Raw genomic sequence first — 25163 nt, 5'->3', positions numbered from 1 at the left:
AGAAACACGACATGGTAAAGCAGTGGTTTAGGTCTGGTTCTCCTTGGATTTGGATGACCGGTGGTGCTGTCAGCATCAGTTTAATTTCAGTAATTGGTTTACTCGCCATGATTGCATGGAAGGGGTTAAGCTTTTTTTGGCCATCTCAAGTTATGCAGTATGAGCTTGAAGGCTCAATTGCGAAGCAAACCGTTATTGGTGAAATTTATGACCGTGAATTGGTACCTAAGTCGCGTTTAGCGGCAACCGGTATTGATGTTTCTAAATTTGAAAAAGATGAGGTTGAGCGTTTACTAATTAAAACAGGTAACCGTGAGTATGTTGATTTAGATTTTCGCTGGATACTCGAAACCGATATTAAACAAAGTTCAGCACCCAAAGCACTCGCGGTATTCGAGCGCAGTAAAAACGGTAATTTTTACGGGTATGTAGAAAGCGTCATTAAAGACGGTCAGACGGTAACAGCAGATAAAGTAGAAACCTTACATGACCTTGTAGAGCGTGCAGTCGACTTAAATGACGAAGCGCTTGATTTACAAAATGGCGACATAGGACATATAAACTATGAGCTAGAGCGTTTACGTTTACAAGAAAAAGCCTACTTGCTTGATAACGAGCTAACTGACGAGCGTGTTGCTGAGCTTGCTCAAGCGCGTGCTGATTTACGTGCACAATATGGTGAATTAGAAAAAGAGCTATTCGCACTGCGTAAACAAGCTAAACGTGATCAAGTAACCGTAAAAGATATGCGTGGTGAGGTTGTTACTATCCCGCTTTATCAAGTGTTGGATGTATGGTTTCCAAACGATATGGGCTTTTTTGCTAAACTAGGTCATTACTTTGTGCAGTTAGGTAAGTTTGTTGCAGATGACCCACGTGAAGCTAATACCGAAGGCGGCGTATTTCCTGCTATTTTTGGTACGGTATTTATGGTGATGTTAATGGCTGTGATTGTAACGCCATTTGGCGTGGTTGCTGCTATTTACTTACATGAATATGCAGCCAAAAATGCAATTACTAAAATGATCCGTATTGCGGTTATTAACTTGGCGGGTGTTCCGTCTATTGTATACGGTGTATTTGGCTTAGGTTTCTTTGTTTATATGGTTGGTGGTAGTGTTGACCAATTATTTTATCCAGAGTCATCGCCTACCCCTGTGTTTGGTACCCCAGGTGTTTTATGGTCAGCACTTACCTTGGCGATATTAACGTTGCCAGTAGTGATAGTGTCTACCGAAGAAGGTTTATCTCGTATTCCAAGCACGGTCCGTGATGGTTCGCTAGCACTGGGCGCGACTAAGGTAGAAACGCTATGGCGAATCATAATTCCTATGGCCAGTCCTGCAATTATGACGGGTTTAATTTTAGCGGTTGCTCGTGCAGCGGGTGAGGTTGCACCACTTATGCTGGTGGGTGTGGTAAAAATGGCGCCAACGCTGCCGCTTGATGGTAACTTCCCATATATACATTTAGACAGAAAATTCATGCACTTAGGTTTTCATATTTACGATGTTGGCTTTCAAAGCCCGAACGTTGAAGCGGCGCGTCCGCTGGTATATGCAACGGCCTTTTTGTTAGTGTCGGTTATTATTACCCTTAACATCACCGCCATTGGTATACGTAACCATTTACGTGAAAAATTCAGATCGCTTGAGCATTAATTTAGTATAGGTAACAAACATGATTACAGTCGCTCCAAAAGTAAACCAAGCAAAGCCAAGCTTGAAGTTAGATTTAAATAATTTAACAGACGAACAAAAAGCGCTAGAAATTAAAGATCTCGACCTTTACTACGGTGATAAACAAGCACTGAGTAAAGTAAATATGAATATTCCTAAAGGCCAAGTAACGGCATTTATCGGCCCGTCGGGTTGTGGTAAATCAACCTTATTACGTTGTATTAACCGCATGAACGACTTGGTAGATATTTGTCGTATTGAAGGCGAAATCATGCTGCATGGGCAAAATATTTACGATAAAAGCGTTGATGTTGCAGCGCTTCGCCGTAATGTTGGCATGGTGTTCCAGCGCCCAAACCCATTTCCAAAATCAATTTATGAGAATGTGGTATATGGTCTTCGCCTGCAAGGCATTAAAGAAAAGCGTAAGCTTGATGAAGTGGTCGAGCAATCGCTTCGCGGTGCAGCTCTTTGGGATGAAGTAAAAGATAGACTTCACGATAGCGCATTTGGTTTATCGGGCGGTCAGCAGCAACGTTTAGTGATTGCTCGCTCTATTGCGATTGAGCCGGAGGTATTACTGCTTGATGAGCCAACATCAGCACTGGATCCGATTTCAACGTTAGTAATCGAAGAACTAATTAATGATTTAAAGAACAAATTTACTGTGGTTATTGTTACTCACAACATGCAACAAGCAGCTCGTGTTTCTGATCAAACAGCGTTTATGTATATGGGGGAGCTGATTGAGTATTCAGATACCAATACCTTGTTTACAACGCCTACAAAGAAAAAAACGGAAGATTATATTACCGGTCGCTACGGCTAGTCGGATTAAAACGCGAAAGCAATAAATTATTAAAGAAGGTCATTATGGAACACAACATTAATAAACATATTTCTGGTCGTTTTAATCAAGAACTAGAAGATGTCCGTAACCATGTGCTAAGCATGGGTGGACTGGTTGAGCAGCAACTAAATAGTGCCCTTGACGCGGTAAGTCAAAACGATGCGGTACTAGCACAAAAAGTGCGTGAGAATGATTATAAAGTTAATGCAATGGAAGTCAGTATTGATGAAGACTGTACTCGCATTATCGCGCGTCGTCAGCCCGCGGCTAGCGACCTGCGTTTAGTGGTGGCAATTGCAAAAACCATTGCCGATTTAGAGCGAATTGGTGATGAAGCTAAGCGAATTGCTAAAGTTGCACTAGACTCATTTACTAAGGATCAACAAGATTTATTAGTAAATATCGAAAATATGGGACGCCAAGTATCTAAAATGTTGCATGACGTTTTAGATGCATTTGCACGTATGGATGTGCAACGTGCATTTGAAGTGCATAAAGAGGATGCCAAAGTGGATAGGGAATATGAAGCAATCACCCGTCAAATAATGACTTACATGATGGAAGATCCGCGCTCAATTCCAAAAATTATGGATTTAGTATGGTCTGTTCGCTCATTAGAGCGCATCGGTGATCGCTGTCAAAACATCGCTGAATATATTATCTATTTTGTAAATGGAAAAGATATTCGTCATACATCTCAAGAAGATATAGAGAAGTCTTTGTAATTTTGAACCATCATCCTTTTTAATTATAGGGATGAATATTCATTTTTCTTTTAGTCTGCTGGTCATTGAGCAATAAAAAGCGTTCACAATCGAGCTTAATGCTGTAAAATTCACGCTGATCAGCATACTAAATTGATTTAAGGGTCAGTTATGCATACAAACGCGTTTCTAGGAGTATTTGCAAAATCTCCTATAAAACCAATGGAAGAACATATCCGAAAGGTTCATCAAGCTAGTAAAACCTTGATACCTTTTTTCAATCACGTTTTTAAAGAAGAATGGCAACAAGCTGAAGAGCTACGTTTAACTATTCGAAACTTAGAGCGTGAAGCCGATGAAATGAAAAGAAACATACGCCTACAATTACCGCGTGGATTATTCATGCCGGTAGAGCGTACAGATCTGCTCGAATTAGTAACCCAACAAGACAAAATTGCTAATAAAGCAAAAGACATTGCTGGGCGCGTAATTGGTCGTGAGATGATCATACCAAAAGAGATTCAAGAAGACTTTTTGGCATATGTAACTCGTTGTGTAGATGCAACTAAACAAGCATCTAAAGCGATTAATGAATTAGAAGAATTGTTAGAAACAGGCTTTAAAGGCAGAGAAGTAACTCTGGTTGAAAAAATGCTTGTTGAATTGGATGCCATAGAACAAGACACGGATGAAATGCAAATTAAAATACGCCGTCAACTACGTAAAGTAGAAGATGGGCTAAACCCAGTTGATGTAATGTTTTTATACAAAATCATTGAATGGGTTGGCGAGCTTGCAGATATTGCAGAGCGCGTAGGATCACGTCTTGAGCTGATGTTAGCTCGTTAATTTAAAATCAGTTCAAACACGAAAGATTAAGGTTACACAATGGATATCATTGCATCTTACGGCACGGTATTAATTTTAATTGCCGCAGCAGTCGGCTTTTTTATGGCTTATGGTATTGGCGCAAACGACGTTGCCAATGCGATGGGTACATCGGTGGGTTCAAAAGCACTTACCATTAAACAAGCGATTTTTATCGCGATGATTTTTGAATTCGCAGGTGCTTATTTAGCAGGGGGTGAAGTAACATCAACAATTCGTAAAGGGATTATTGATGCGACCCCATTTGCTGACATTCCTGAACTGATGGTTTTAGGTATGATCGCCTCTTTATTCGCCGCTGGCAGTTGGTTATTAATGGCCTCGTTTTTAGGTTGGCCGGTATCGACGACTCATTCAATCATTGGCGCTATCATTGGTTTTGCTCTTGTTGCAGTAGGCACAGAGGCTATTCAATGGGGTAAGGTTGCCGGTATCGTAGGTAGCTGGATTGTAACGCCGGCGATATCTGGTTTTATAGCGTACTTAATATTTATGAGTGCGCAAAAGCTGATTTTTGACACCGATGCTCCACTTAAAAATGCAAAGCGCTTTGTACCAATATACATGGGTTTAGCTGGCTTTATTATGGCACTTGTGACCATTAAAAAAGGCTTAAAGCACATTGGTATTAATTTAGGTACATTTGAAGGTTTTGCTATTTCTATTGGTATAGCGGTACTAGTTGCTGTTATTGGTAAAATTGCTATTTCTCGTTTAAATATCGATCCTAAAGCGGATAGAGAAATGCAGTTTAACAATGTAGAAAAAGTGTTTGCGGTACTTATGGTGCTAACTGCTTGTTGTATGGCATTTGCTCATGGTTCTAACGACGTTGCTAACGCAATTGGACCTCTAGCTGCTGTTGTAAACATTGTTGAAAACAATGGTGAAATTGCTAAAAAGGCGGCTATCGCTTGGTGGATATTACCACTAGGTGGTTTAGGTATTGTTGCCGGTCTTGCTATTTTAGGTAAAAAAGTAATTAAAACCATTGGTGAAGGTATTACCCATTTAACACCAAGTCGTGGTTTTGCTGCTGAATTAGCCGCGGCCTCTACGGTTGTTATTGCATCGGGCACAGGCTTACCTATCTCAACCACACAAACCCTAGTGGGCGCTGTGTTGGGCGTAGGTATGGCACGTGGTATTGCCGCACTTAACATGGGTGTAATAAGAAATATTGTAGTTTCTTGGGTAATTACATTGCCAGTTGGTGCTGCCCTTGCTATTGTTATTTTCTACGTACTAAGAACCGCTTTTGGGGTTTAATAAAAAGTACTTAAAAGACTTTTAGCTTGAAAAGATCTCAACGCCCTTGGTGTTGGGGTCTTTTTATTTGTGGAAAGAAAAATGACCAATCTCCCTAGTATTAAACAGCTGCAGTATTTATTAGCTGTGCATCAACATCAACATTTTGGCCGAGCAGCCAGTGCTTGTTTTATCGGTCAGTCTACGCTGAGTACCGCGATTCAAAACCTAGAAGAAACTTTAGGATGTCAGCTTATAGAGCGAGAAAATCGCAGCCTAATGTTTACCACCATTGGTGAAGAGGTGGTTGAGCGTTCAAGAAAAATAATCAACGATACAATTAGTTTAAAAGAGTTAACTAAAAGCTTTTTAACACCGCTTAGTGGTACATTAACGGTGGGTGTTATTCCTACTATAGCCAGCTTTATCGCAGCGCCTTTATATCATTTTTGTCAGCAAACATTTGTAGATTTAGAGTTGGTATTAATTGAAGACACCAGCGACAAGCTTCTCGACAAGTTAGAACATGGGCAAATTGATTTAGCATTATTAGCGCTGCCCTACGAAACCGATAAATTTCATACCCAAGTATTAGCACAAGATCACTTTAGCTTAGTGCATCATAAAGATTACATGCCAGCTAAAGGTATTGAAGACTTTAATTTACTACCAGAAGCCAGTGTATTCTTGCTTGAGCGAGAGCACTGTATGACAGGGCATGCGCTTAGTGCGTGTCATTTAAACCGCTCTAGTTGTATAAACCCCTTTGAGGCGGCTAGCCTTCATACCTTATTGAGTATGGTTGAGTATAAACTTGGCGTGACGTTTTTACCGCAAATGGCAATTAACGCGGGTATTTTAGAGAACAAAGATATGCTTGCTACACCATCGCAAGGTGATGCCTATCGTGATATTGGTGTATTGTGGCGCAAAACAACGGGGCGCATTCGTGACTTTAAATTGTTTAGCCAACAATTAGAGGTTTTTTTGAAAAAGCAGTGCAGTGTTGATTTTAAATAGGTAAAAAAAAGCGTATTTTAATTAATACGCTAAATAACACGGGGGAATTAAAGTGGCTGCTTGTGCTGGCCGTGATAGCTTTCTAGCGGCGGTAAAAATAGTAAGTAAACCCAAACAACTACATTAAAGTAAGGGACTAGCCCAAGCACTGTAAAGGTTTTTACAGGGTAACCCTTGATCTGAGCATATTTGTAACATTGAAGCGCAATAGCAAAGTGTATAAACAATAATAACGTGATTAGTTGCGTCATAAACATCCTCCTTATGCCCTATGTCCACCTTTAAAAGTATAGACATCTAGACGATAAGAAATAAAGATGTCATGTAAAATCAAGGTAATCACTTAATTTTCATGACATTGTGCTGCCGATAAGCAAAGTATAGGTTAGATAGGCAAATTTGAAAGTAATAAATTGCTTAAATTTGTTTATTAATGTTTATAGTGACGTGAGGGTGTCTTGATAAAAAATAGGATTATTTTTTATTTTTTCTAACTCAATCAATACCTTGTAAATAGGTACAGGGCGAGCAATAAAGTAACCTTGCCCGTAGTCGATACCAATTTCTTTAAGTGCAAAAAACACTTCTGCGGTTTCAACATATTCGGCTACAGAGCGCTTATCTAGTGAGCGACTGATGTCATTTATGGCCTTTACTAGCGCTAAATCAATGGAGTCATTAAGCATATCGCGAACAAATGAGCCGTCAATTTTTACGTGTTGAGCTGGTAATTGTTTAAGGTAATTAAAAGTACTGAAGCCGGTGCCAAAGTCATCAATTGAAAAGTGGCAGCCTAAATTATTTAGCCGCTCAATCATTTTACGCGTCGCCGCTAAATTATTAATACTGGCCGACTCGGTTATTTCAAAAATAATTTTCGCCGGAGATACTTGATACTTCTCAAGGGTCGACTCTATTAATGGCAATAAACGCTCATCTAAAAATGACTGTGCCGATAAGTTTATTGCAATCTGCAGAAGCTCTGGATGTGCAGCAACACTCGCAATGCTGTTACGAATAACACATTGGTCCATTAAAAAGGTATCGTTAAGCATTTCCAATGAGGGAATAAATTGATTTGGATAAATAAGCTCGCCATCGAGTTTTAACCTTAGCAGTACCTCAAAGTAGGCAACTTGATTGGTTTTAAAATCCCAAATGGGTTGGTAATGAAGCTCTATACTGTCTTGTTGTAGAGCTTGGCGTACTCCATGACCCCACTCTAAACCCGTTTGCAGCGCATTGTTTTCACCATCTTGTTTTGAATAGCAATGTACTAGGTTACGGCCTAAATTTTTAGCAATATATAACGCAATATCTGACTGCTTTAAGCATTCATTTGGATCGCAGTTATCAGCAGTAATTTGGGTTAAACCAATAGAGCAACTAATTGAATAGATTTGCTCTTCAGATTTAAATTGGTTGCCTTCAATGGCACTACAAATCCCTTCTGCGATTAAATGGGCATCCAATAAATTGGTATTTTTAAGTATCACCGCAAACTCATCCCCACCAACACGGCAGATCAGATGCTCATTACTAATATTGGCAATAAATAGCTGAGCCACTTCTTTTAAAACAATATCACCTTGTTGGTGACCTTTGCTGTCGTTGATTATTTTAAAGTGATCAAGGTCGATATAAATAAGGGCATGTTCAATATTTGTATGAGTATTTTCGCTCTGGCAAATATAGTTAAGCTGTTGGTCGAAGTAATAACGATTATGTAGGCCAGTTAAAGTATCATGCAATGCCAAATGGCGTAATTGCAGCTCTGCTTGCTTGCGCTCATGAATATTATCGAGTGTGGCGGTAATGGTAGCGTTGTTGCTGCTATTTTTTATTAACTGAAGCCGACATTCAACCCACACTGAATTACCATTTTTTTGGCTTAGTTTAACTTCTATTTTTTGTTTGTTTGCGCCACCTTGTAAAATATCATCAATCGTCGCTTGTAATGACTGTTGATACTCTGTGGTACAAAATGCAGTGAGTGGTTGTTGTAAGGTCGACTTAACTCCAAAGCCGCTCAGAGGTTCCCACGCAGGGTTTATAAAGCGAATATTCCCTTGTTGGTCTAATTCAAGTACAACTGTGTTTAGGTGCAATAAAATACGTTGATGCGCTGAAAATAGGTCGCGATACTTTACTTCACTAATACTTAGCTGCTGTACCTTATTAGCAAATTCAGCATAGCTGACCATAAAGTCTTCACGACGAGCTGCGTGATCACAGACTTTATTTAAAAATGAGGGGTCGTAAGGGGCGCGAATAAAGTCGGTAACGCCTGAAAGTAATAACTGCTCGGCGTAATCGGCATCGTTTTTATCAATAATAGTAACAATGGCTTGCTGAGGGTTATGCTGTAGGATCTTTTCGACTAATTGATTTGAGCTCTCAGCGTGTGCTGCAGTGGCATCAAGTAGCACGATAGCAAACGGCTGCTGATTATAGGCACTGAGCGCGTCTTTTTCGTTAGTAACATGAGTAATTGCAAAGTTAAGCTTTAATTGTTCACTCATGTCGTTTGCTCTGCTGGTAAAGGGTTCTAATAACAACAGGTTTAAGCGACTGCTTTTTTCTAAATGACTCGACAGCACATTTGCTAGTATTTGCGGCAATATATCTTGGCGCTCAAAAGGCAGTACCGCATCAATGCCATAGCTACGCGCGGTGGTTTCAGCGATACGCTCACAATAAATGGGCGGAATTAGCAAAATAGGCGTGTTTTTCGGCGTGTTTAGCAAACCAGAGCGGATCATACGTGAAAACCGCCAGCCATCAATTTTACCTACATCTAAGCCGGTTATGATTATATTTACGCTTTGGTTCTTTAAGATTTTTAACGCATCTTGGCTGTCTGAGGCTTCAATAAACTCAAACACACTAAGCCTCTCCAGCGTGGCACGTATAGTCTGGCGCTCATCATTACTTGCATTTAATATTAGCAATTTAAGCTGTTTTGCCACTTAGGTACCACTCCGAGAGATGCAGATCATAAAACAGTAAGAGTAATGATATTTAGCCATAAGAACAAGCGTATTTATCTTAGAGATGCCTTAAATATATCGATCATAATTAAATCTGTCTTTAGCAATAATTGCTTCTACTTAAATAAGTGTAAAAAGCAATTCCATTATAGTGGAATCGAGCACGTACCTTGTGGTTGTTTAAGTATAGATATACACTTGGCGCGATTTTAAATGATGTGGAATTCTAACAATGCGCGTAGCTGATTTTAGCTTTGACTTACCTGATGAATTAATTGCTCGTTTTCCTAAAGCAGACAGAACCAGTAGCCGTTTATTGAGCTTAGACGGGCCGAGTGGTACTGTTGAGCATAAAATATTTAGTGACATTCTCGAACTGGTTAACGAAAACGACTTATTGGTTTTTAACAACACCAAAGTAATACCTGCGCGTATGTTTGGTCAAAAAGAATCTGGCGGTAAGGTTGAGGTGCTGGTAGAGCGTGTATTAGACGAGCACCGGGTACTTGCGCACATTCGTGCTAGTAAATCGCCAAAACCGGGCAATGTGCTCATTTTAGAGGGCAAAGCAAAAGCCATTATGGTGGCACGCCACGATACGTTATTTGAGCTTGAGTTTGACCGCAGTGAAAATGTGCTCGACATCTTAAATGATGTTGGCCATATGCCGCTTCCTCCTTACATTGATCGCCCAGATAATGAAGCGGACCGAGAGCGATACCAAACAGTATATGGCGAAAAGCCAGGCGCCGTTGCAGCACCAACAGCAGGCCTTCATTTTGATGATAAACTCATGGCTGCACTTAAAAATAAAGGCGTACAAATGGCCTTTGTTACCTTGCATGTTGGCGCAGGTACATTCCAGCCGGTTAGGGTAGAAAGTGTTGATGAGCACATCATGCACTCTGAATATATTGAAGTGCCGCAAGCTGTGGTGGATGCGGTTGCCAGTACTAAAGCCAAAGGCGGGCGTGTGATTGCGGTAGGTACAACTTCAGTTCGTTCACTTGAGTCGGCAGCAAAAATACATGGCGGCAAGTTGGATACTTACTTTGGTGATACCGATATCTTTATTTTTCCGGGTTATCAATTTAACGTTGTTGATGCCATGGTCACCAACTTCCATTTACCTGAATCAACCCTAATTATGCTGGTCAGTGCCTTTGCAGGGCAAGACAATATTATGGGTGCTTACAATACTGCGATTGAACAACAGTATCGCTTTTTTAGCTATGGCGATGCGATGTTTTTGACCCGTAAATAATTTACAGCGTTATCGGTTTTTATTTTACTCCTAAGCACAGTGAATTTATCACTGCTAATAGTAATAGGGTGGTAAAAAGGGTAGAATCGAGCGGTTAAATTATAGCTTGTTGGACTGTTTTTCCGACACAGAGGATATTATGAAATTTGAATTAGACTGCACCGATGGCAAAGCACGCCGCGGTCGCTTGATTTTTGACCGAGGTGTAATAGAAACACCAGCGTTTATGCCTGTAGGCACTTATGGCACGGTTAAAGGCATGACACCTGATGAAGTTAAAGCAACGGGTGCGCAAATCTGTTTAGGCAATACATTTCACTTAATGTTGCGTCCAGGTACTGAAATCATCAAACAGCATGGTGATTTACACGATTTTATGAACTGGGACTTCCCAATTCTTACTGATTCAGGCGGTTTCCAAGTATTTAGCCTTGGCGCAATGCGTAAAATCACTGAAGAAGGCGTAATGTTCCAATCGCCTGTAAATGGTGACCAAATTATGATGTCGCCAGAGAAATCAATGGAAGTGCAGCGTGATCTCGGCTCAGATATCGTGATGATATTTGACGAATGTACGCCGTACCCTGCCACCGAAAAAGAAGCCAAAGACTCTATGGAGCTTTCTCTTCGTTGGGCTAAGCGCTCAAAAGAAGGGCATGGCGACAACCCGTCAGCATTGTTTGGTATTATTCAAGGCGGTATGTATCCTGAGCTTCGTGCACAATCACAAGCGGGCCTTGAAGAGATTGGTTTTGATGGCTATGCGCTTGGTGGTTTATCGGTTGGTGAACCTAAAAATGAAATGATTAATATTCTTGATCATTGTGCTTATAAAATGCCAGAAAACAAACCACGTTATTTGATGGGTGTTGGCAAGCCAGAAGACTTAGTTGAGTCGGTTCGTCGTGGTATTGATATGTTTGACTGTGTAATGCCAACGCGTAATGCACGTAATGGTCACTTATTTATTACAACGGGTACCATTAAAATCCGTAACGCAGTGCATAAAACAGATACTGGTCCACTTGATCCAGAGTGTGATTGCCATACCTGTAATAATTATTCGCGCGCCTATTTGCATCATTTAGACAAATGTAACGAAATTTTGGGTGCACGACTAAACACTATCCATAACTTACGATACTATCAACGTGTTATGGAAGGTTTGCGTAATGCTATTAGCGAAGGTCAACTAGAGACATTTGTCCACGATTTTTACGCTCGCCGAGGCCAAGAAGTGCCAGAGCTAGCTGATACAACAAATTAAAATTTAAAAATTAAAGAGGAAGTATTATGAGTTTATTTATTTCAAACGCACATGCAAGCGCTGGCGCACCTGCGGCAGGCGGCGGTATGGAAATGCTAATTATGTTAGCGATTTTTGGTTTGGTTTTTTACTTTTTAATTTACCGCCCGCAAGCAAAGCGTGTAAAAGAGCATAAAAGTTTAATGAGTGCGATGGCAAAAGGCGATGAAGTGCTAACCCAAGGTGGTTTAGTGGGTAAAATCGTAAAAATTGCCGATGATAAAGACTTCATCGTGATCTCATTAAATGAGCAAGCAGAAGTAACAGTACAAAAATCAGCGGTATCTGCTGTATTGCCTAAAGGCACAATGAAGTCGCTATAAAAATAATAAGGACGACCCCGTGTTAAACAAGTTTCCAATTTGGAAGTATTTACTTGTTTTAGCTGTGTTAGCCATTGGCCTTTTATATGCTTCACCAAACCTGTATGGCCGCGATCCGGCCATACAGGTTTCTGGCGCTAAAGGCACCGATGTTGACCTCAGTGTTGTAGACAAAGTAAACGCAATCCTCAAAAAAGATAACGTTAGCGCTAAATCGACAAAGCTCGAAGACGGGCAAATTCTTGTTCGCTTTAAAAACGTTGAAGACCAACTTAAAGCGCAAGACTTACTGCGTAACTCGCTTAGTAACGATTATATCTCAGCAATTAATATGGCTCCTGCACAACCGGCTTGGTTAAAGTCGCTGGGCGGTAATCCTATGAAGTTAGGCCTAGATCTAAGTGGTGGTGTGCATTTCACCATGGAAATCGATATGGTCACTGCGGTGGATAATCAGTTAGAGCAAATGGAGCAAGATTTTCGCAGCGACCTGCGCGAAGAAAAACTACGTTATCGTAGTGTGCGCCGTGTAGCTGGCACTGAGCGTATGCGTGTAGAAATGCGTAACGAAGAAGATAAAGACGCTGCAGAGCGCTTTTTAGAAAGTCGTTACCCTCTAAACGTTTACATTGATGATAGCAGTAACGATAACGCATTCTTTGCCACCATGAGTGAGCTAAAGCTAAAAGAAATTCGTGACTACGCTATCAAGCAAAACGAAACGATTATTCGTAATCGTATCAATCAAATTGGGGTTGCAGAGCCAAACGTACAGCGCCAAGGTGCTGAACGTATTATTGTGCAATTACCAGGGATTCAAGATACCGCTCGCGCTAAAGAAATTTTAGGTGCTACGGCAACGCTTGAGTTTCGTGAAGTTGACGAAAATGCTGACATAAGCGCGGCTGCTCAAGGTCGTATCCCTCCGGGTACTGAAATGATCATGAGTCGTGATGGTTACCCTGTAGTACTAAAAAAACGCATTATTCTTGAAGGCAGCCATATTACTGGCGCGCAGTCAGGTGCGGATGAGTACCAGCGCCCACAAGTAAGCATTAAACTCGATAGTAAAGGTGGGGCAAAAATGAATGCCTTTACCAAGCGTGCTATCGGTAAACGCATGGCTACCGTGTTTATTGAATACAAGCCATCGGGTAAAAAAGACAGTGACGGTAAAGCGCTTCCGCCAATTAAAGTGGAAGAAGTTATTAACGTGGCAACGATTCAAGCGCGTCTTGACCGTTCATTCCGTATTACCGGTATTGATAACCCAGCTGAAGCGCATAACTTAAGCTTACTTCTACGCGCGGGTGCATTGGTTGCGCCTATTCAAATTGTAGAAGAACGTACGGTTGGCCCAAGCCTAGGTCAAGAAAACATTGAAGCAGGTATGACCGCTGTAGCCCTAGGTTTTGCGTTTGTACTGGCCTTTATGCTTATTTACTACAAAGGTTTTGGTCTTGTTGCAAATATTGCACTGGCTGCCAACTTAGTACTTATTATCGGCGTTATGTCGTTAATTCCAGGCGCAACACTCACCCTACCAGGTATAGCCGGTATTGTATTAACCGTTGGTATGGCTGTTGATGCGAATGTACTTATTTTTGAACGTATTCGTGAAGAGCTGGCCGATGGCCGTAGCCCTCAACAAGCGGTTCACTTTGGTTACGATAGCGCCTTTAGTACTATTTTTGATGCCAATATCACCACATTAATTGCGGCGATTATCTTGTTTGCTGTTGGTACCGGTCCTGTTGCAGGCTTTGCGGTAACCTTAGCAATTGGTATTTTAACCTCTATGTTTACAGCAATTATAGGTACCCGTGCGGTGATCAACCTATTTATTGGTGGCAAACGTGTTGATAAACTTTCAATTTAAGGAGCAGACATGCAAATTTTAAGATTGGGCGGAAAAACCCTTCGTTTCATGTCTCTTCGAAAAGTGGCAATGGGCTTTTCTACGTTATTAATTATAGCGTCGCTGGCGTCACTTTTTGTTAAAGGCTTAAATTTCGGTTTAGATTTTACCGGCGGTACAGCAGTTGAGGTAGGTTTTTCACAACCAGCCGATCTGAAAAAAGTTCGTAATGTACTGGCTGAAAACGATTTTGCTGATGCATCGGTACAGCTTTTTGGCTCAAGCCAAGAGATACTGGTTCGTTTAGCCCCTCGCGGTGATGATGTAAAAGCAGAAGTGATTGGTAACCAAGTGATTGCTGCTCTTAAACAAGCCGATGATAGCGTAGTAATGCGCCGTATTGAGTTTGTAGGCCCAAGCGTAGGTGAAGACTTAAAAGAGCAGGGTGGCCTTGCCATGTTAACTGCGCTTATTTGTATCTTAATTTACGTGGCGTTTCGCTTTGAATGGCGTTTTGCTGTGGGCGCAGTTGGTGCGCTTTTACACGATGTAATTATTACGATTGGTTTGTTCTCGGTACTTGGTTTAGAGTTTGATCTAACTATTTTGGCAGCAATACTTGCCGTGATAGGTTACTCACTAAACGATACCATTGTTGTATCAGACCGTATTCGTGAAAACTTCCGTAAAGTACGTATTGACGACACTGTTGAGATTATTGATATCTCGCTTACGCAAACACTTAATCGTACCTTAGTAACCTCAATCACCACTATTTTAGTATTGATTGCGTTATTTGTATGGGGTGGCCAAACCATTCATGGCTTTGCTACTGCACTACTATTTGGTGTATTTATTGGTACTTATTCTTCAGTTTACGTTGCCAGTTCGGTAGCTATTGCCATGGGCGTAAGTAAAGAAGATTTAATACCAGAAGTGATTGAAAAAGAAGGTGCTGATTTAGATCCAATGCCTTAATTGAGATTAAATTATCCTTTTTAAAAAACCGCTCCTTGTGAGCGGTTTTTTATTGCCTCGTACATAAGTCACATAATAGTCATACTCAGTTGGTATTTTATTGCTCTTATTAAATTTTTATCCGAGCTAGTAGTGACAGAGCAACGACAAGTCTTAGAATCAATTTTACAACAAGGGGCAATAACAACCTTGTTCCAACCTATTTTCGATATAGCTAAGCAATCTATTATTGGGTATGAAGCGCTGAGTCGAGGCCCTAAAAATAGCCCATTAGCCATGCCAAATAAGCTATTCGAAACGGCTCATAAATATCAATTGATCTCAGAGCTTGAGCTTTTATGCCGTTCTCGCGCCATAGAAAACTTTGTAAAACTCAGTTTACAAGGGAAGTTATTTTTAAATGTCAGCCCAAAAATTTTACTCGATCCGAGCCACCCTAAAGGCGAAACCTTACATTTAATTGAGCAGTTTGGTCTTGCAGCCAATCGTGTGGTGATTGAAGTCACCGAACAAGAAAAGGTAGATGATGGTTTTTTACTGTTAAAAACCATCGCTCATTATCGAGAGCTAGGCTTTACTATTGCTATTGACGACCTTGGTGCAGGTTATTCCGGACTAAAGCAATGGTCACAGTTATGCCCAGATATTGTAAAAATTGATCGTTACTTTATTGATCATTGCGATCAAAGCGAAGTTAAAAAAGAATTTTTAAAATCAATTATGGTGTTAGCGCGGGCAACAAATACAGCGGTGATTGCAGAGGGAATTGAACGTCCTGAAGAGCTAGATTTAGTTAAAAGTATAGGCATAAATCATGTTCAGGGGTTTTTGTTAGAAAGACCGAGTCAACAGCCAAGTTATGACTACAACTGTAAACAGTTACAATCACTTACTTCGACCCAAGCCACTTCAAAGTTTGAACAATCAATGGCAATAGGTGTGCTCGCTGTTGCGCAGCCTGCTATTAGCAGTCATACGCGTTGTAAAGAAGCTCATGCACTTTTTGAGCAAGACAAAAGCATAATCAGCTTACCAGTATTAAATAGCAGTCAGCAGCCAATAGGGCTGTTACACAAAGATCAGCTAACAGAAGTGTTTGCCGCGCCTTATGGGCACGCGCTTTATGATAAGTGTGAAGTCACAGAGTTAATGGATAAACAACCTCTGGTGGTTGATGAAAATCAAATGCTTGATATTGTCTCCCAGCAAATAACAGAGCAAGACTTTGATATTCGTCGCCATATTGTTATCACCTGCAACAATAAATATTTAGGCTTGGCACCGCTCAGAGACATACTAAAGCACATTACAGCAGAAAAAATCCGCCACGCCCAACATGCTAACCCTTTGACCATGTTACCGGGTAATGTGGCAATTAGTGAGGTAATAGAGCAGCGTCTGCAACATAAACAGCCATTTTCACTAGCCTATATCGATTTAAATCACTTTAAACAATTTAACGATTTGTATGGTTATGCCAGTGGTGACAGCGTGATAAAACTTCTGGCCGATGTGACTGTAAAAGCGTGTGCGCACAGCGCTAACTTTGTCGGCCATATTGGCGGCGATGATTTTATGGTGGTGTTTGAAAAAAAAGATGCGGTGGAGGTTTGTAATACTATTATCACGCAATTTGAACTGCAGTCACGCGTGTTTTTTACGCCAGAGCATATTGCTGAAAAAGGGTATTGGGCAACTAATAGAGAAGGCGAAAAGCAGTTTGTGCCTTTACTTACATTATCGATAGGTTTAGTTGAGCCTGATCTGCAGCAGTGTAAAAATAGCCATCAAGTGGCGGCATTAGCAACCGATGCAAAGAAGGAAGCTAAGCGCTTCAAACACAGCTACCTATTTATTTGTAATCGCAGAAGACCCGCTCCCGCTGTTGTACGTTTATCCAATAGTAAAAAAAGTGGCTAACAAAAAGCAAAAAAGGAGCCAAGGCTCCTTTTTTTAGTACGTAATTACGATTAACGTAATAACGACTCAGATAATACTGGGCGCATTTCACGAACAATTGCCTGTGTTAGCTTAGGTGCACCACAGATTACGTTACCGCTCACGTTGTAGTTATTACCGCCAGCAAAATCAACAACCATGCCGCCAGCTTCTTTAACTAATAACTCACCTGCTGCTGTATCCCAAGGTTTTAAACCAATTTCAAAGAAACCATCAACACGACCCGCTGCAACATACGCCATATCTAGGGCTGCAGAGCCTGCACGACGAATATCAGCTGTGTGAACAAATAACGCTTTAAACGCTTCAGAATAGGCATCTAAGTGATGTTTTTGTTTGAAAGGAAAACCTGTAGCAAGAACAGAACCGGCAAGTTCAACCGTTTTAGATACGCGTAAACGTTTGCTGTTTAACTGTGCGCCTTGACCGCGAGAAGCAGTGAAAAGCTCACCACGAATTGGATCGTAAATTACTGCTTGGTCTAAACGACCTTTAACTTTAAGTGCAATAGATACTGCGAAATGAGGGATACCCTTGATGAAGTTAGTTGTGCCATCAAGTGGGTCAACAATCCATTGGTAATCAGCATCCTTACCTTTGTGTTCGCCTAACTCTTCACCAACGATGCAGTGATCAGGGTAAGAACGTAAAATAGTGTCACGAATTACGGCTTCGGCTTCTTTATCAATGTTAGTAACTAAATCGTTGGTGCCTTTTTGTTGCACTTCAACTTTTGATAAGTCTTCACTTGCACGAAGAATAAGTTTGCCTGCGTTACGCGCAGCGCGAACCGCAATGTTTAACATTGGATGCATGGTATTACCTTTGGGTTGTAAAAGAACGTTTATATATTTAAGCCGGCGTATTTTAGCGGTTTTTGCCATAAAGTAAACCATAAAGCCTAAATACTTGTGAGTGTTTTTTGTACAGCTATGATCTTTCACTACATTTCTTGAAATAAAAACAAGCAATAAATTTATGAATGAGCACTTTACCTAAAGTTAGCTTGAGGTTTTATGATGTTCTATATTCAATTAACAGGAAGAAAATTATGAAATTAGAACACGTAAATTTAGTTGTCAGTGATATAAATGCCATGCTTAAGTTTTACCAAGCAGCGTTTCCCTATTGGTCAATTAGAAGTGAGGGAGAAGGAAGCTGGTATGGTAAAGCAAGACGCTGGATACACTTTGGTGATAACGAGCAATATATTGCTATTAGCGATCATGGAGAAGGTGAAAACCGTGACTTATCAGGGCATCAAATTGGTTTGGCACATTTTGCTTATGTCACTAATAACTTAAATGCAGTAATAACGCGCTTAAAGCGTGCGGGCTTTGAAATAAGTAAGCAAGGCGCTGAAAATCCATTTAGGAAGAATATTTATTTTATTGACCCCGCAGGGTTTGAGGTTGAGTTTGTAGAGTACATGAGTGATATACCCAGTGAGCGTAATAACGATTTATAATATGGATGAAGCCAACTATTTTGGCTTCATCATAAATTAGCATATTTAAAAATGTTTACTATTCATGCCAAGTTGAGTTTTTAAATCATTTGCAAAGCTAATAAATTTTTCTTTAATAGTGCGTTTAACTTTAACTTCCACAGAGCCTAAAACAGTTTTTCCTTCAATGTGAATTGTTGGCCCTTGGCGTTTATTGAGTGATACGGTTTTATTTTCAAAACTGCCTAAAATACAAAACATTTTAGAAACTACATTAACGTGCTCTGGTACATATATTTCTTCGCTACCAAAGTAACAATTAACGTGAATAGTGACATGTTGGTGGGTAAAAATAGCATCCGTAAAATCAAGATTGATAGATCCCATGTAGTTTTCTATATAAATGTTTTGAGGAACGACCCATTGGCCGCTTCGTTCACTTGAGCCAAGAATGCTTCTTAATGTAAGTGGTTCTTCACTCCCCTCATGCTGCGAACCATAGTTAGGTGCAAACTGCGAGTGCTTTTGCGCCTTGTATTGCTGGTCAGTACTTAAGGTTAAATCTTCAACGAGATCCATAAGTGCTTTATTGTCACTCGCTGCCATGGCGTCGTCTAAGCGTCGTTCAAATGCTTCTACAGAAATGACACCATGGCTGTAATTATAAATGAGCTGATCAATCACTTGCTCTCGAACTTGCTCAATAGGGCGGTCTTCAATTTTAACAGACATTTAAATTATCCTTTTATGGTTGCTGGTTATTTCAAAGCAAGCCTTATACCAAATGTTAACTCATTTAAAATCAGTGCTTTATGATTCGATGTGTTTTTTCGCGTTACTATATTAACGACAGATTAACCAAATATACAATTATTTAGTAAGTTTCGCTATTCGAGAAACTTTTACGCAATGGTCTGTAAATGTTTACTTTGTAGGTTTAAGTCAGTATCGGTAGTTTTAATTTAAGCCATTGAAATTTAAGTGTAAAAAATATTGGCTCGATGTTCGCATTAGCTTAAGTGTCTTTAATTAAATGGAGAATGACTATGAAAACATTTAATAAGTCTATGATTGCAGCCCTAGTATTAGGAACAACCGCAATGGGCGCTCAGGCAAGCAGCTGGGAAAACGAAAGCAAAGATGCTTGGATTGATGGCAAAGCAGAAACCGTACTGCTGATGAACACTAACCTGAATAACTTTGACATCAACACGGACGTAAAAAATGGCAAAGTAATGCTAACAGGTAAAGTTAATAGCGAAGTAGATAAAGAGCTTGCTGAAGAGCTTGTGCTAAGCCTAGATGGTGTAACTGAGGTTGAAAATGATCTAACTGTTATTGAGCTCAAGGATGCAAAAGATTTAACAACAGTTGATCAGATGAATGCTAAACACCACGATTCTACTATGATGGATAGCGACACTGAAAGTGATTTAACCGATGCGAAAATTACCACCGTAATTACCACTCGCTACTTATTTGATTCAGAAGTCGGTGGTACAGACATTGATGTTGATACTGATAACGGTGTAGTTACCCTAAAGGGGACTGTGGAATCGGATGCTGAAAAACAACTAGCAATGGAAATTGCTAACAACGCTGAAGATGTTCGCAAAGTAGTTGATGAATTAACTGTTATTGCAGAATAATACACTATACTAAAAGCCTAGCTCTGCTGGGCTTTTTGCTTTGTTAACGTTATAAGGGTTAAATTATGGATATCATCAGAATTATTTTTTCTATATTACTACCACCACTGGGGGTGTTTTTACAGGTGGGGATAGGGATGCACTTTTGGTTAAATATTTTATTAACCTTGCTCGGCTATTTCCCAGGATTAATCCATGCGATTTACATTATTGCCAAGAAGTAATGCAGTAGCTTTGCAGGACATTTAACACTGAGTTGCTAAGTGCCAACAAAGGTATGTGTATTAGCCACTCAGGCTGTTATTTAATAGATGGATTCGTTTTAAAAGTCATCACCATTAAAATCTCAAAGCCTACTATTTGAGCAGTTAGCCCCTTGATTGTTAAAATAAAGCTTTTTGCTAGTGACAAGCCCCTAAAAACTTTTTATACTGCAACCCGCTTTAGTCGCTCTGTGGCTAAACGCTTCAAAAATTAACTGCTTACAGTTATACAAAGTTGGCCCCTTAGCTCAGTTGGTTAGAGCACACGACTCATAATCGTTAGGTCCCCAGTTCGAGTCTGGGAGGGGCCACCACTTTTACAAGCTTTCCAAGTAAATACCTACTAACCGAAATTACCCTGTGCTACCTCTGTGCTACCTCTGTGCTACTTTTTAATATAGCAAATTAAACGACTTATATATTCCTTAAAGGTAGAAAATATTATTAATTGATTGATTTCTTTAGGTATCAACAACCACTAGTGGGAATAACTATACCTGCTAAGCCTTGAATTATTTTACTTTTAAAGTTTGGGTTTTTATGTAAATCTGAATCTAACATTAATATAAACAGTTAGTTCATGGATGACATATGAAACTCAAAAGAGTTTGCCTTAACAATTTTCGTCGGCTTGAAAGTGTTGAAATAGACTTTGAAGGTAGAGAAACCCTTTTCGTAGGGCCTAATAATTGCGGAAAAACATCAGCTACAACCGCATTCAAACTCTTTTTAAAGACTCGTCAATTTAAAATACATGACTTTTCTTCATCTCAAATTAATTTAATAGATAATTTTGGTAAGGGAGAAGTTGTGTCTTTCCCTGCTATTAAAATGGACATGTGGTTCATCATCGATCCTGATACAGAGTATGGGCGAGTTATTAACTTGATACCTCAATTAACAACACTTATCACCAATGTTGGAATAAGAATTGAGCTAGTTGTATTTGATAAAGAAAAACTAAAAAAAGAATATCAAGAAATAGTTCCAGTTAACGAACAAGGCGAACGAACAAAAAGCCTTTCAGAATATCTCAGTGCACCCGGAAATATGTCAAAGTATTTGCAATTGAGGTACTTTGTGTTGGAGGAAACGGACCAAGACTATGCTATTCACCACCTTGATGCAGATGAAGCAAGAAAAACTCTCTCATCTATTTTGCGAGTCGACTTTGTAGACGCTCAGCGGAATATGGATGATCAGGAGTTAGCTAAATCCAATAAACTTTCGAGTGCCTTTGGAGCATATTATAAAAATAATCTGCAGCAACCTGAAATTAATGAGGAGGCTAATAGAGTTATAGACGAAAATAATCAAAACCTAAGCGACCATTATGAAACAAGTTTTAGTGGTTTAATGGGGATCTTGGGTAACCTCGGTGTCCCATCTGTGAATGACAGAAGTCTTCGTCTTGTATCATCACTAAGCCCAGAAACAGCTTTACAGGGTAATACAGAGTTACTTTATATAGATAATGAAAGCCAACATCAATTACCAGAAGCTTACAATGGTTTAGGGTTCAAAAACCTAGTTTATATTGCTATTCAAGTAAGTCATTTCTACCTTCAGTGGATAACTACAGAGAATAGCAGGCCCTTATGCCAACTTATATTTATTGAAGAGCCGGAAGTTCATTTACATTCCCAAGTTCAACAAACATTTATTGCAAATGTTTGGGCTATTATTTCAGATGTTGCTAAAAATCAAGATGAGCAAAGAAAAGAGCCTCAGCTCTGTATCACGACTCACTCTTCACATATTCTTGATAAAATTGAATTTGAGAAAGTTAGATATTTTAAGCGCTGTTTATCTGATAATCAGGATCAAGTAAACGCACGTATCTTAAATTCTTCAAGGGTACTCAGTATGAGGAGTTTTTCACCTGATAGTACCTCAGCTAACGGTGATATGCCTGATAAAACTGAAGTACTTAAATTTCTAAAAAAATATTTACGAATTACTCATTGCGACCTATTTTTTGCCGATGCTGCTATTTTGATTGAAGGTGCTGCTGAAAAGCTACTTTTACCAGAAATGATAAAAAAATCAGCTCCTTCTTTAGAGCACAATTATATTACTACTTTAGAAGTGGGTGGGGCCTATGCCAGTCGGTTCGCCGGATTATTAGAATTCCTAGGGGTACCGTACCTGGTTATAACCGACATTGATTCAGTCGACCCTGAAGCAAGCCGAAAAGCTTGTATGGCAAACCTTGATGGTGCCGTTACATCAAACTCTTCAATTAAGTACTTCCTTAATAAAGACAAAATATCAGACTTAATAGAGCTTACTCAAGATGATGTTATTGTCGCTGATAAACAAGCTTTTATTTCTTTTCAGGGACCTTCGCTTACAACCTGTTATGGTGAAAATGTACTTATGCATGGGCGAACGCTAGAAGAAACAATTATTTATGAAAATATTGCGGCATTTAGGAATTCAGATTTAGAGAGTGAAATCGAATTTACTGGTAATGCGGAAGATGATCACAAAATGATATTCGAAGAAGTTAAATCTTCGTCATTTAAAAAGACTGAGTTTGCTATAAATCTTATTGTTTCTGAAAGTGGATGGAATACTCCGAAATACATTGCTGATGGACTTCAATGGCTAGAAGGAAAGCTTAATTCAAAACCTGTTAATGAGGAAACTGAATAATGCTTGACTTACAACAAAAAAAAATAGTTCCAACAGAAGCAGATCATTGTATTCGAGAATGTATTGATAGTTGTAATAGTTTTTCTGTGATTGCAGGGGCTGGCTCAGGAAAAACAACATCACTTGTTTTAACTCTCGATTATGTTCGAGAAAAGTATGGTGCAATGTTAAGAAGAGAGAGCCAGCAAATTGCTTGTATAACCTTCACAAACAGGGCTGTGGATGTGATATCTGAGCGGCTAGGCTGGGATGAAATTTTTGAGGTTTCTACTTTACACAGCTTTTTGTGGTCTCAAATAAAACGTTTTACTAGTAGTATCAAAGCATGCTTAGTCGAATTCATAATACCAGCAGAGCTTGAAAAACAGAGAGCGAAAGATACTGGTAAAGACACGAAGTCAGCTATTTCAGCGCGTGCTAAAATTCAAAAATATGAAAATGTTCTTGAACACATTGATTCGGTGAAAATATTTAAATATGACAGTCTCTCAGCTTTTAGTAATTATCTCGAAGGGGAATTAAGTCATGATGATATTATCAAAGTCGCAGGATATTTGATCAAAAACAATATTTTGTTTCAGAAAATTATAGGCCAAAGATATCCCTATATTTTTATAGATGAAGCACAGGATACTTTTGAAGAAATAGTGGTTGCTTTAAATGCTGTTTGTTCTTCAGAAGGTTTACCTGTGATTGGTTATTTTGGAGATCCTGTACAGCAAATTTATGATCGTGGTATGGGGAGCTTTAATGGTCCGCAAGGCTCAACAGTAATTAAGAAGCAAGAAAACTATAGATGCTCGACAGAAGTAATCCATTTGTTGAATCGATACAGGACTGATATTAAACAAGTCCCTAGTGGTTCAAACGCAAACGTTAAGGGGAGTGTTCACTTATATCTCATTCAGTCTGAGAGGCCTGATGGCCCAAGAAATAGGTATAGTGATGAGCAGCTTGATAAAGTCGCTAAGAAATATGAGGAACTTCTTAAAGAATTTGGTTGGCAAGATAAAGATGGCGTAAAGCATTTATTCCTAGTCAGACAAATGATTGCTAGGAGGCAAGGTTTTGAAAGGCTTCATAAGCTTTTTACTGGAGAGTTTGCTTCTACGTATGCACAAGACGCTTATGAATCAGGAGAGCATTATCTTCTTAGACCTTTCACTCAAGTAATGATACCTGTACTCGAGTTATATCGAGCAGGCAATACAGTTAAGGCACTATCAATCCTAAGACAGCATAGTCCCGCTTTTGATCCTGAAGGAAGTAATAGCTCAAAATCCATAAAAAAAATGATTGAGCTTGCTAAAGATTCTATAGAATCTCTAAATACCATGTGGGAAGAAAAAACAATCGGAGAAATACTTAAGTTTGCTTTGACTTCAGATTTGCTAAGAGCATCAGAACGACTTTCCGAAGCTATCGATAGATGGCCTCTAGACATAGAGTATGATAAAGAGCTTCACCATAAAGAAAAAGGGAATTGGTTAGCTGATAACTTTTTTTCAACGAAAACCACAGAGCTTATCAACTATTTTCATTTCATAAATGACAACACACCCTACAGCACCCAGCATGGTGTCAAAGGTGAGGAGTACCCTAATATAATAACTGTATTTGATGATGTTGAAGCTGCATGGAATCAATATAGTTTTACTAAAATGTTATCACCTAAAATTAGCGGTTCAGGCACTGAGGGGCAGCTTTCTAGAACATATAAGCTTGCTTACGTTTGCTTTTCCAGAGCTGAGTTAAATTTGAAAGTAGTTTTCTTTACTAACTCACCTACAGAAACCAAACAAGAGATGATAGAAGAAGGGGTTTTTCTTGAAGATCAGATTAGTATTTTCATAGATTAATAGCTTTAATCTATAATTTATTGCAATGTAATCTGGACTTCCCTGCTTTCACTAGACAGTCTTTATTTCAGAATAGTACGCTTCTTCAAACTTAACAGGTGAAATAGCGCGGTTAAAAGCCATTAAACATTGAGTTTAAAAAACTTTGAAGTAACTAAGCTTTGATTTTAAGTTTCTTTCATGCTGATTTTGCCTCCATTTTTAAGTGGATGTTTACTAA

The 25163-nt window shown here is 39.5% G+C and carries 21 protein-coding genes and 1 tRNA gene; 18 read left to right on the top strand and 4 right to left on the bottom strand.

Annotated elements, in window-relative coordinates; all coding sequences use genetic code 11:
* Positions 1-11: 11 nt before the first annotated feature.
* The 6 genes from pstA to BW139_RS08845 all read left to right on the top strand — a co-directional run bounded on the left by pstA (position 12) and on the right by BW139_RS08845 (position 6389).
* Positions 12-1661, top strand: coding sequence for a phosphate ABC transporter permease PstA (pstA, locus tag BW139_RS08870; RefSeq protein WP_008466335.1), 1650 nt, complete (start codon positions 12-14; stop codon positions 1659-1661).
* Between the two features lie 19 nt (positions 1662-1680).
* Positions 1681-2508 carry a phosphate ABC transporter ATP-binding protein PstB gene (pstB, locus tag BW139_RS08865; protein ID WP_008114812.1) on the top strand — a complete coding sequence of 276 codons (828 nt, stop codon included), beginning with the start codon at positions 1681-1683 and terminating at the stop codon, positions 2506-2508.
* 44 nt (positions 2509-2552) lie between these two features.
* Positions 2553-3254 carry a phosphate signaling complex protein PhoU gene (gene phoU, locus BW139_RS08860; RefSeq protein WP_008466339.1) on the top strand — a complete coding sequence of 234 codons (702 nt, stop codon included), beginning with the start codon at positions 2553-2555 and terminating at the stop codon, positions 3252-3254.
* 150 nt (positions 3255-3404) lie between these two features.
* Positions 3405-4082, top strand: a complete 678-nt coding sequence (locus BW139_RS08855) for a TIGR00153 family protein (RefSeq protein ID WP_036933418.1) — start codon at positions 3405-3407, stop codon at positions 4080-4082.
* Between the two features lie 39 nt (positions 4083-4121).
* Positions 4122-5390, top strand: coding sequence for an inorganic phosphate transporter (locus BW139_RS08850; protein ID WP_008466343.1), 1269 nt, complete (start codon positions 4122-4124; stop codon positions 5388-5390).
* Positions 5391-5471: 81 nt separating this feature from the next.
* Positions 5472-6389, top strand: coding sequence for a hydrogen peroxide-inducible genes activator (locus BW139_RS08845; protein ID WP_008466345.1), 918 nt, complete (start codon positions 5472-5474; stop codon positions 6387-6389).
* 47 nt (positions 6390-6436) lie between these two features.
* Here the strand turns inward: BW139_RS08845 and BW139_RS08840 are convergent, their stop codons facing one another.
* Together BW139_RS08840 and BW139_RS08835 are read right to left on the bottom strand one after the other, a co-directional pair.
* Positions 6437-6640: a hypothetical protein gene (locus BW139_RS08840; RefSeq protein ID WP_008114823.1), complete on the bottom strand. Its 204-nt coding sequence runs from the start codon at positions 6638-6640 to the stop codon at positions 6437-6439.
* Positions 6641-6826: 186 nt separating this feature from the next.
* Positions 6827-9358 carry an EAL domain-containing protein gene (locus BW139_RS08835; protein WP_076919408.1) on the bottom strand — a complete coding sequence of 844 codons (2532 nt, stop codon included), beginning with the start codon at positions 9356-9358 and terminating at the stop codon, positions 6827-6829.
* Positions 9359-9611: 253 nt separating this feature from the next.
* On the opposite strand from BW139_RS08835, the gene queA reads away from it, so the two are divergent.
* The 6 genes from queA (at position 9612) to BW139_RS08805 (ending at position 17028) form a co-directional block, all read left to right on the top strand.
* Positions 9612-10643 carry a tRNA preQ1(34) S-adenosylmethionine ribosyltransferase-isomerase QueA gene (gene queA / locus BW139_RS08830; protein WP_075169901.1) on the top strand — a complete coding sequence of 344 codons (1032 nt, stop codon included), beginning with the start codon at positions 9612-9614 and terminating at the stop codon, positions 10641-10643.
* A 139-nt stretch (positions 10644-10782) separates the two neighbouring features.
* Entirely contained in the window at positions 10783-11910 is a 1128-nt protein-coding gene (gene tgt / locus BW139_RS08825; protein ID WP_008114828.1) for a tRNA guanosine(34) transglycosylase Tgt, read from the top strand.
* 26 nt (positions 11911-11936) lie between these two features.
* Positions 11937-12272, top strand: coding sequence for a preprotein translocase subunit YajC (yajC, locus tag BW139_RS08820; RefSeq protein ID WP_008114830.1), 336 nt, complete (start codon positions 11937-11939; stop codon positions 12270-12272).
* A 19-nt stretch (positions 12273-12291) separates the two neighbouring features.
* Complete coding sequence (gene secD, locus BW139_RS08815; RefSeq protein WP_008114832.1) at positions 12292-14151, top strand: protein translocase subunit SecD; 1860 nt, start codon at positions 12292-12294, stop codon at positions 14149-14151.
* 9 nt (positions 14152-14160) lie between these two features.
* The gene (gene secF, locus BW139_RS08810) at positions 14161-15108 is read left to right on the top strand and encodes a protein translocase subunit SecF (protein ID WP_076919407.1); all 948 of its coding nucleotides are present in this window, start codon (positions 14161-14163) and stop codon (positions 15106-15108) included.
* A 132-nt stretch (positions 15109-15240) separates the two neighbouring features.
* Positions 15241-17028 (top strand): bifunctional diguanylate cyclase/phosphodiesterase, encoded by a 1788-nt coding sequence (locus tag BW139_RS08805; RefSeq protein WP_076919406.1) that lies wholly within the window; start codon positions 15241-15243, stop codon positions 17026-17028.
* Positions 17029-17078: 50 nt separating this feature from the next.
* Here the strand turns inward: BW139_RS08805 and suhB are convergent, their stop codons facing one another.
* Positions 17079-17882 carry an inositol-1-monophosphatase gene (gene suhB, locus BW139_RS08800; protein ID WP_010391751.1) on the bottom strand — a complete coding sequence of 268 codons (804 nt, stop codon included), beginning with the start codon at positions 17880-17882 and terminating at the stop codon, positions 17079-17081.
* A gap of 236 nt (positions 17883-18118) precedes the next feature.
* On the opposite strand from suhB, the gene BW139_RS08795 reads away from it, so the two are divergent.
* Positions 18119-18535, top strand: coding sequence for a VOC family protein (locus BW139_RS08795; RefSeq protein WP_076919405.1), 417 nt, complete (start codon positions 18119-18121; stop codon positions 18533-18535).
* Positions 18536-18580: 45 nt separating this feature from the next.
* Here the strand turns inward: BW139_RS08795 and BW139_RS08790 are convergent, their stop codons facing one another.
* Positions 18581-19246, bottom strand: a complete 666-nt coding sequence (locus BW139_RS08790) for a LiaF domain-containing protein (RefSeq protein WP_076919404.1) — start codon at positions 19244-19246, stop codon at positions 18581-18583.
* A gap of 314 nt (positions 19247-19560) precedes the next feature.
* Here BW139_RS08790 and BW139_RS08785 point away from each other — a divergent pair, with 314 nt between their 5' ends.
* The 5 genes from BW139_RS08785 (at position 19561) to BW139_RS08765 (ending at position 24943) form a co-directional block, all read left to right on the top strand.
* Positions 19561-20163, top strand: coding sequence for a BON domain-containing protein (locus BW139_RS08785; protein ID WP_076919403.1), 603 nt, complete (start codon positions 19561-19563; stop codon positions 20161-20163).
* 65 nt (positions 20164-20228) lie between these two features.
* Complete coding sequence (locus BW139_RS08780) at positions 20229-20387, top strand: YqaE/Pmp3 family membrane protein (RefSeq protein ID WP_008114841.1); 159 nt, start codon at positions 20229-20231, stop codon at positions 20385-20387.
* A 276-nt stretch (positions 20388-20663) separates the two neighbouring features.
* Positions 20664-20740, top strand: a tRNA-Ile gene (locus tag BW139_RS08775).
* 277 nt (positions 20741-21017) lie between these two features.
* A complete protein-coding gene (locus tag BW139_RS08770) occupies positions 21018-23084 on the top strand; it encodes an ATP-dependent endonuclease (RefSeq protein ID WP_076919402.1) in 2067 nt (688 codons plus the stop codon).
* Positions 23084-24943 carry a UvrD-helicase domain-containing protein gene (locus BW139_RS08765; protein WP_076919401.1) on the top strand — a complete coding sequence of 620 codons (1860 nt, stop codon included), beginning with the start codon at positions 23084-23086 and terminating at the stop codon, positions 24941-24943. Before BW139_RS08770 ends, BW139_RS08765 begins: the two co-directional genes overlap by 1 nt.
* The last annotated feature ends 220 nt before the right edge of the window (positions 24944-25163 follow it).

Origin of the sequence: Pseudoalteromonas sp. SK18, from assembly GCF_001974855.1 — a bacterium.
GTDB lineage: Bacteria > Pseudomonadota > Gammaproteobacteria > Enterobacterales > Alteromonadaceae > Pseudoalteromonas.
This window is presented reverse-complemented; position numbering and strand designations above follow the sequence as displayed.

What these genes read in the sequence shown, in the direction of transcription:
- pstA (WP_008466335.1), top strand. Translation starts at nt 12, where the DNA reads ATGGTAAAGCAGTGGTTTAGGTCTGGTTCTCCTTGGATTTGGATGACC.
- pstB (WP_008114812.1), top strand. Translation starts at nt 1,681, where the DNA reads ATGATTACAGTCGCTCCAAAAGTAAACCAAGCAAAGCCAAGCTTGAAG.
- phoU (WP_008466339.1), top strand. Translation starts at nt 2,553, where the DNA reads ATGGAACACAACATTAATAAACATATTTCTGGTCGTTTTAATCAAGAA.
- BW139_RS08855 (WP_036933418.1), top strand. Translation starts at nt 3,405, where the DNA reads ATGCATACAAACGCGTTTCTAGGAGTATTTGCAAAATCTCCTATAAAA.
- BW139_RS08850 (WP_008466343.1), top strand. Translation starts at nt 4,122, where the DNA reads ATGGATATCATTGCATCTTACGGCACGGTATTAATTTTAATTGCCGCA.
- BW139_RS08845 (WP_008466345.1), top strand. Translation starts at nt 5,472, where the DNA reads ATGACCAATCTCCCTAGTATTAAACAGCTGCAGTATTTATTAGCTGTG.
- BW139_RS08840 (WP_008114823.1), bottom strand. Translation starts at nt 6,640, where the DNA reads ATGACGCAACTAATCACGTTATTATTGTTTATACACTTTGCTATTGCG.
- queA (WP_075169901.1), top strand. Translation starts at nt 9,612, where the DNA reads ATGCGCGTAGCTGATTTTAGCTTTGACTTACCTGATGAATTAATTGCT.
- tgt (WP_008114828.1), top strand. Translation starts at nt 10,783, where the DNA reads ATGAAATTTGAATTAGACTGCACCGATGGCAAAGCACGCCGCGGTCGC.
- yajC (WP_008114830.1), top strand. Translation starts at nt 11,937, where the DNA reads ATGAGTTTATTTATTTCAAACGCACATGCAAGCGCTGGCGCACCTGCG.
- secF (WP_076919407.1), top strand. Translation starts at nt 14,161, where the DNA reads ATGCAAATTTTAAGATTGGGCGGAAAAACCCTTCGTTTCATGTCTCTT.
- suhB (WP_010391751.1), bottom strand. Translation starts at nt 17,882, where the DNA reads ATGCATCCAATGTTAAACATTGCGGTTCGCGCTGCGCGTAACGCAGGC.
- BW139_RS08795 (WP_076919405.1), top strand. Translation starts at nt 18,119, where the DNA reads ATGAAATTAGAACACGTAAATTTAGTTGTCAGTGATATAAATGCCATG.
- BW139_RS08790 (WP_076919404.1), bottom strand. Translation starts at nt 19,246, where the DNA reads ATGTCTGTTAAAATTGAAGACCGCCCTATTGAGCAAGTTCGAGAGCAA.
- BW139_RS08785 (WP_076919403.1), top strand. Translation starts at nt 19,561, where the DNA reads ATGAAAACATTTAATAAGTCTATGATTGCAGCCCTAGTATTAGGAACA.
- BW139_RS08780 (WP_008114841.1), top strand. Translation starts at nt 20,229, where the DNA reads ATGGATATCATCAGAATTATTTTTTCTATATTACTACCACCACTGGGG.
- BW139_RS08770 (WP_076919402.1), top strand. Translation starts at nt 21,018, where the DNA reads ATGAAACTCAAAAGAGTTTGCCTTAACAATTTTCGTCGGCTTGAAAGT.
- BW139_RS08765 (WP_076919401.1), top strand. Translation starts at nt 23,084, where the DNA reads ATGCTTGACTTACAACAAAAAAAAATAGTTCCAACAGAAGCAGATCAT.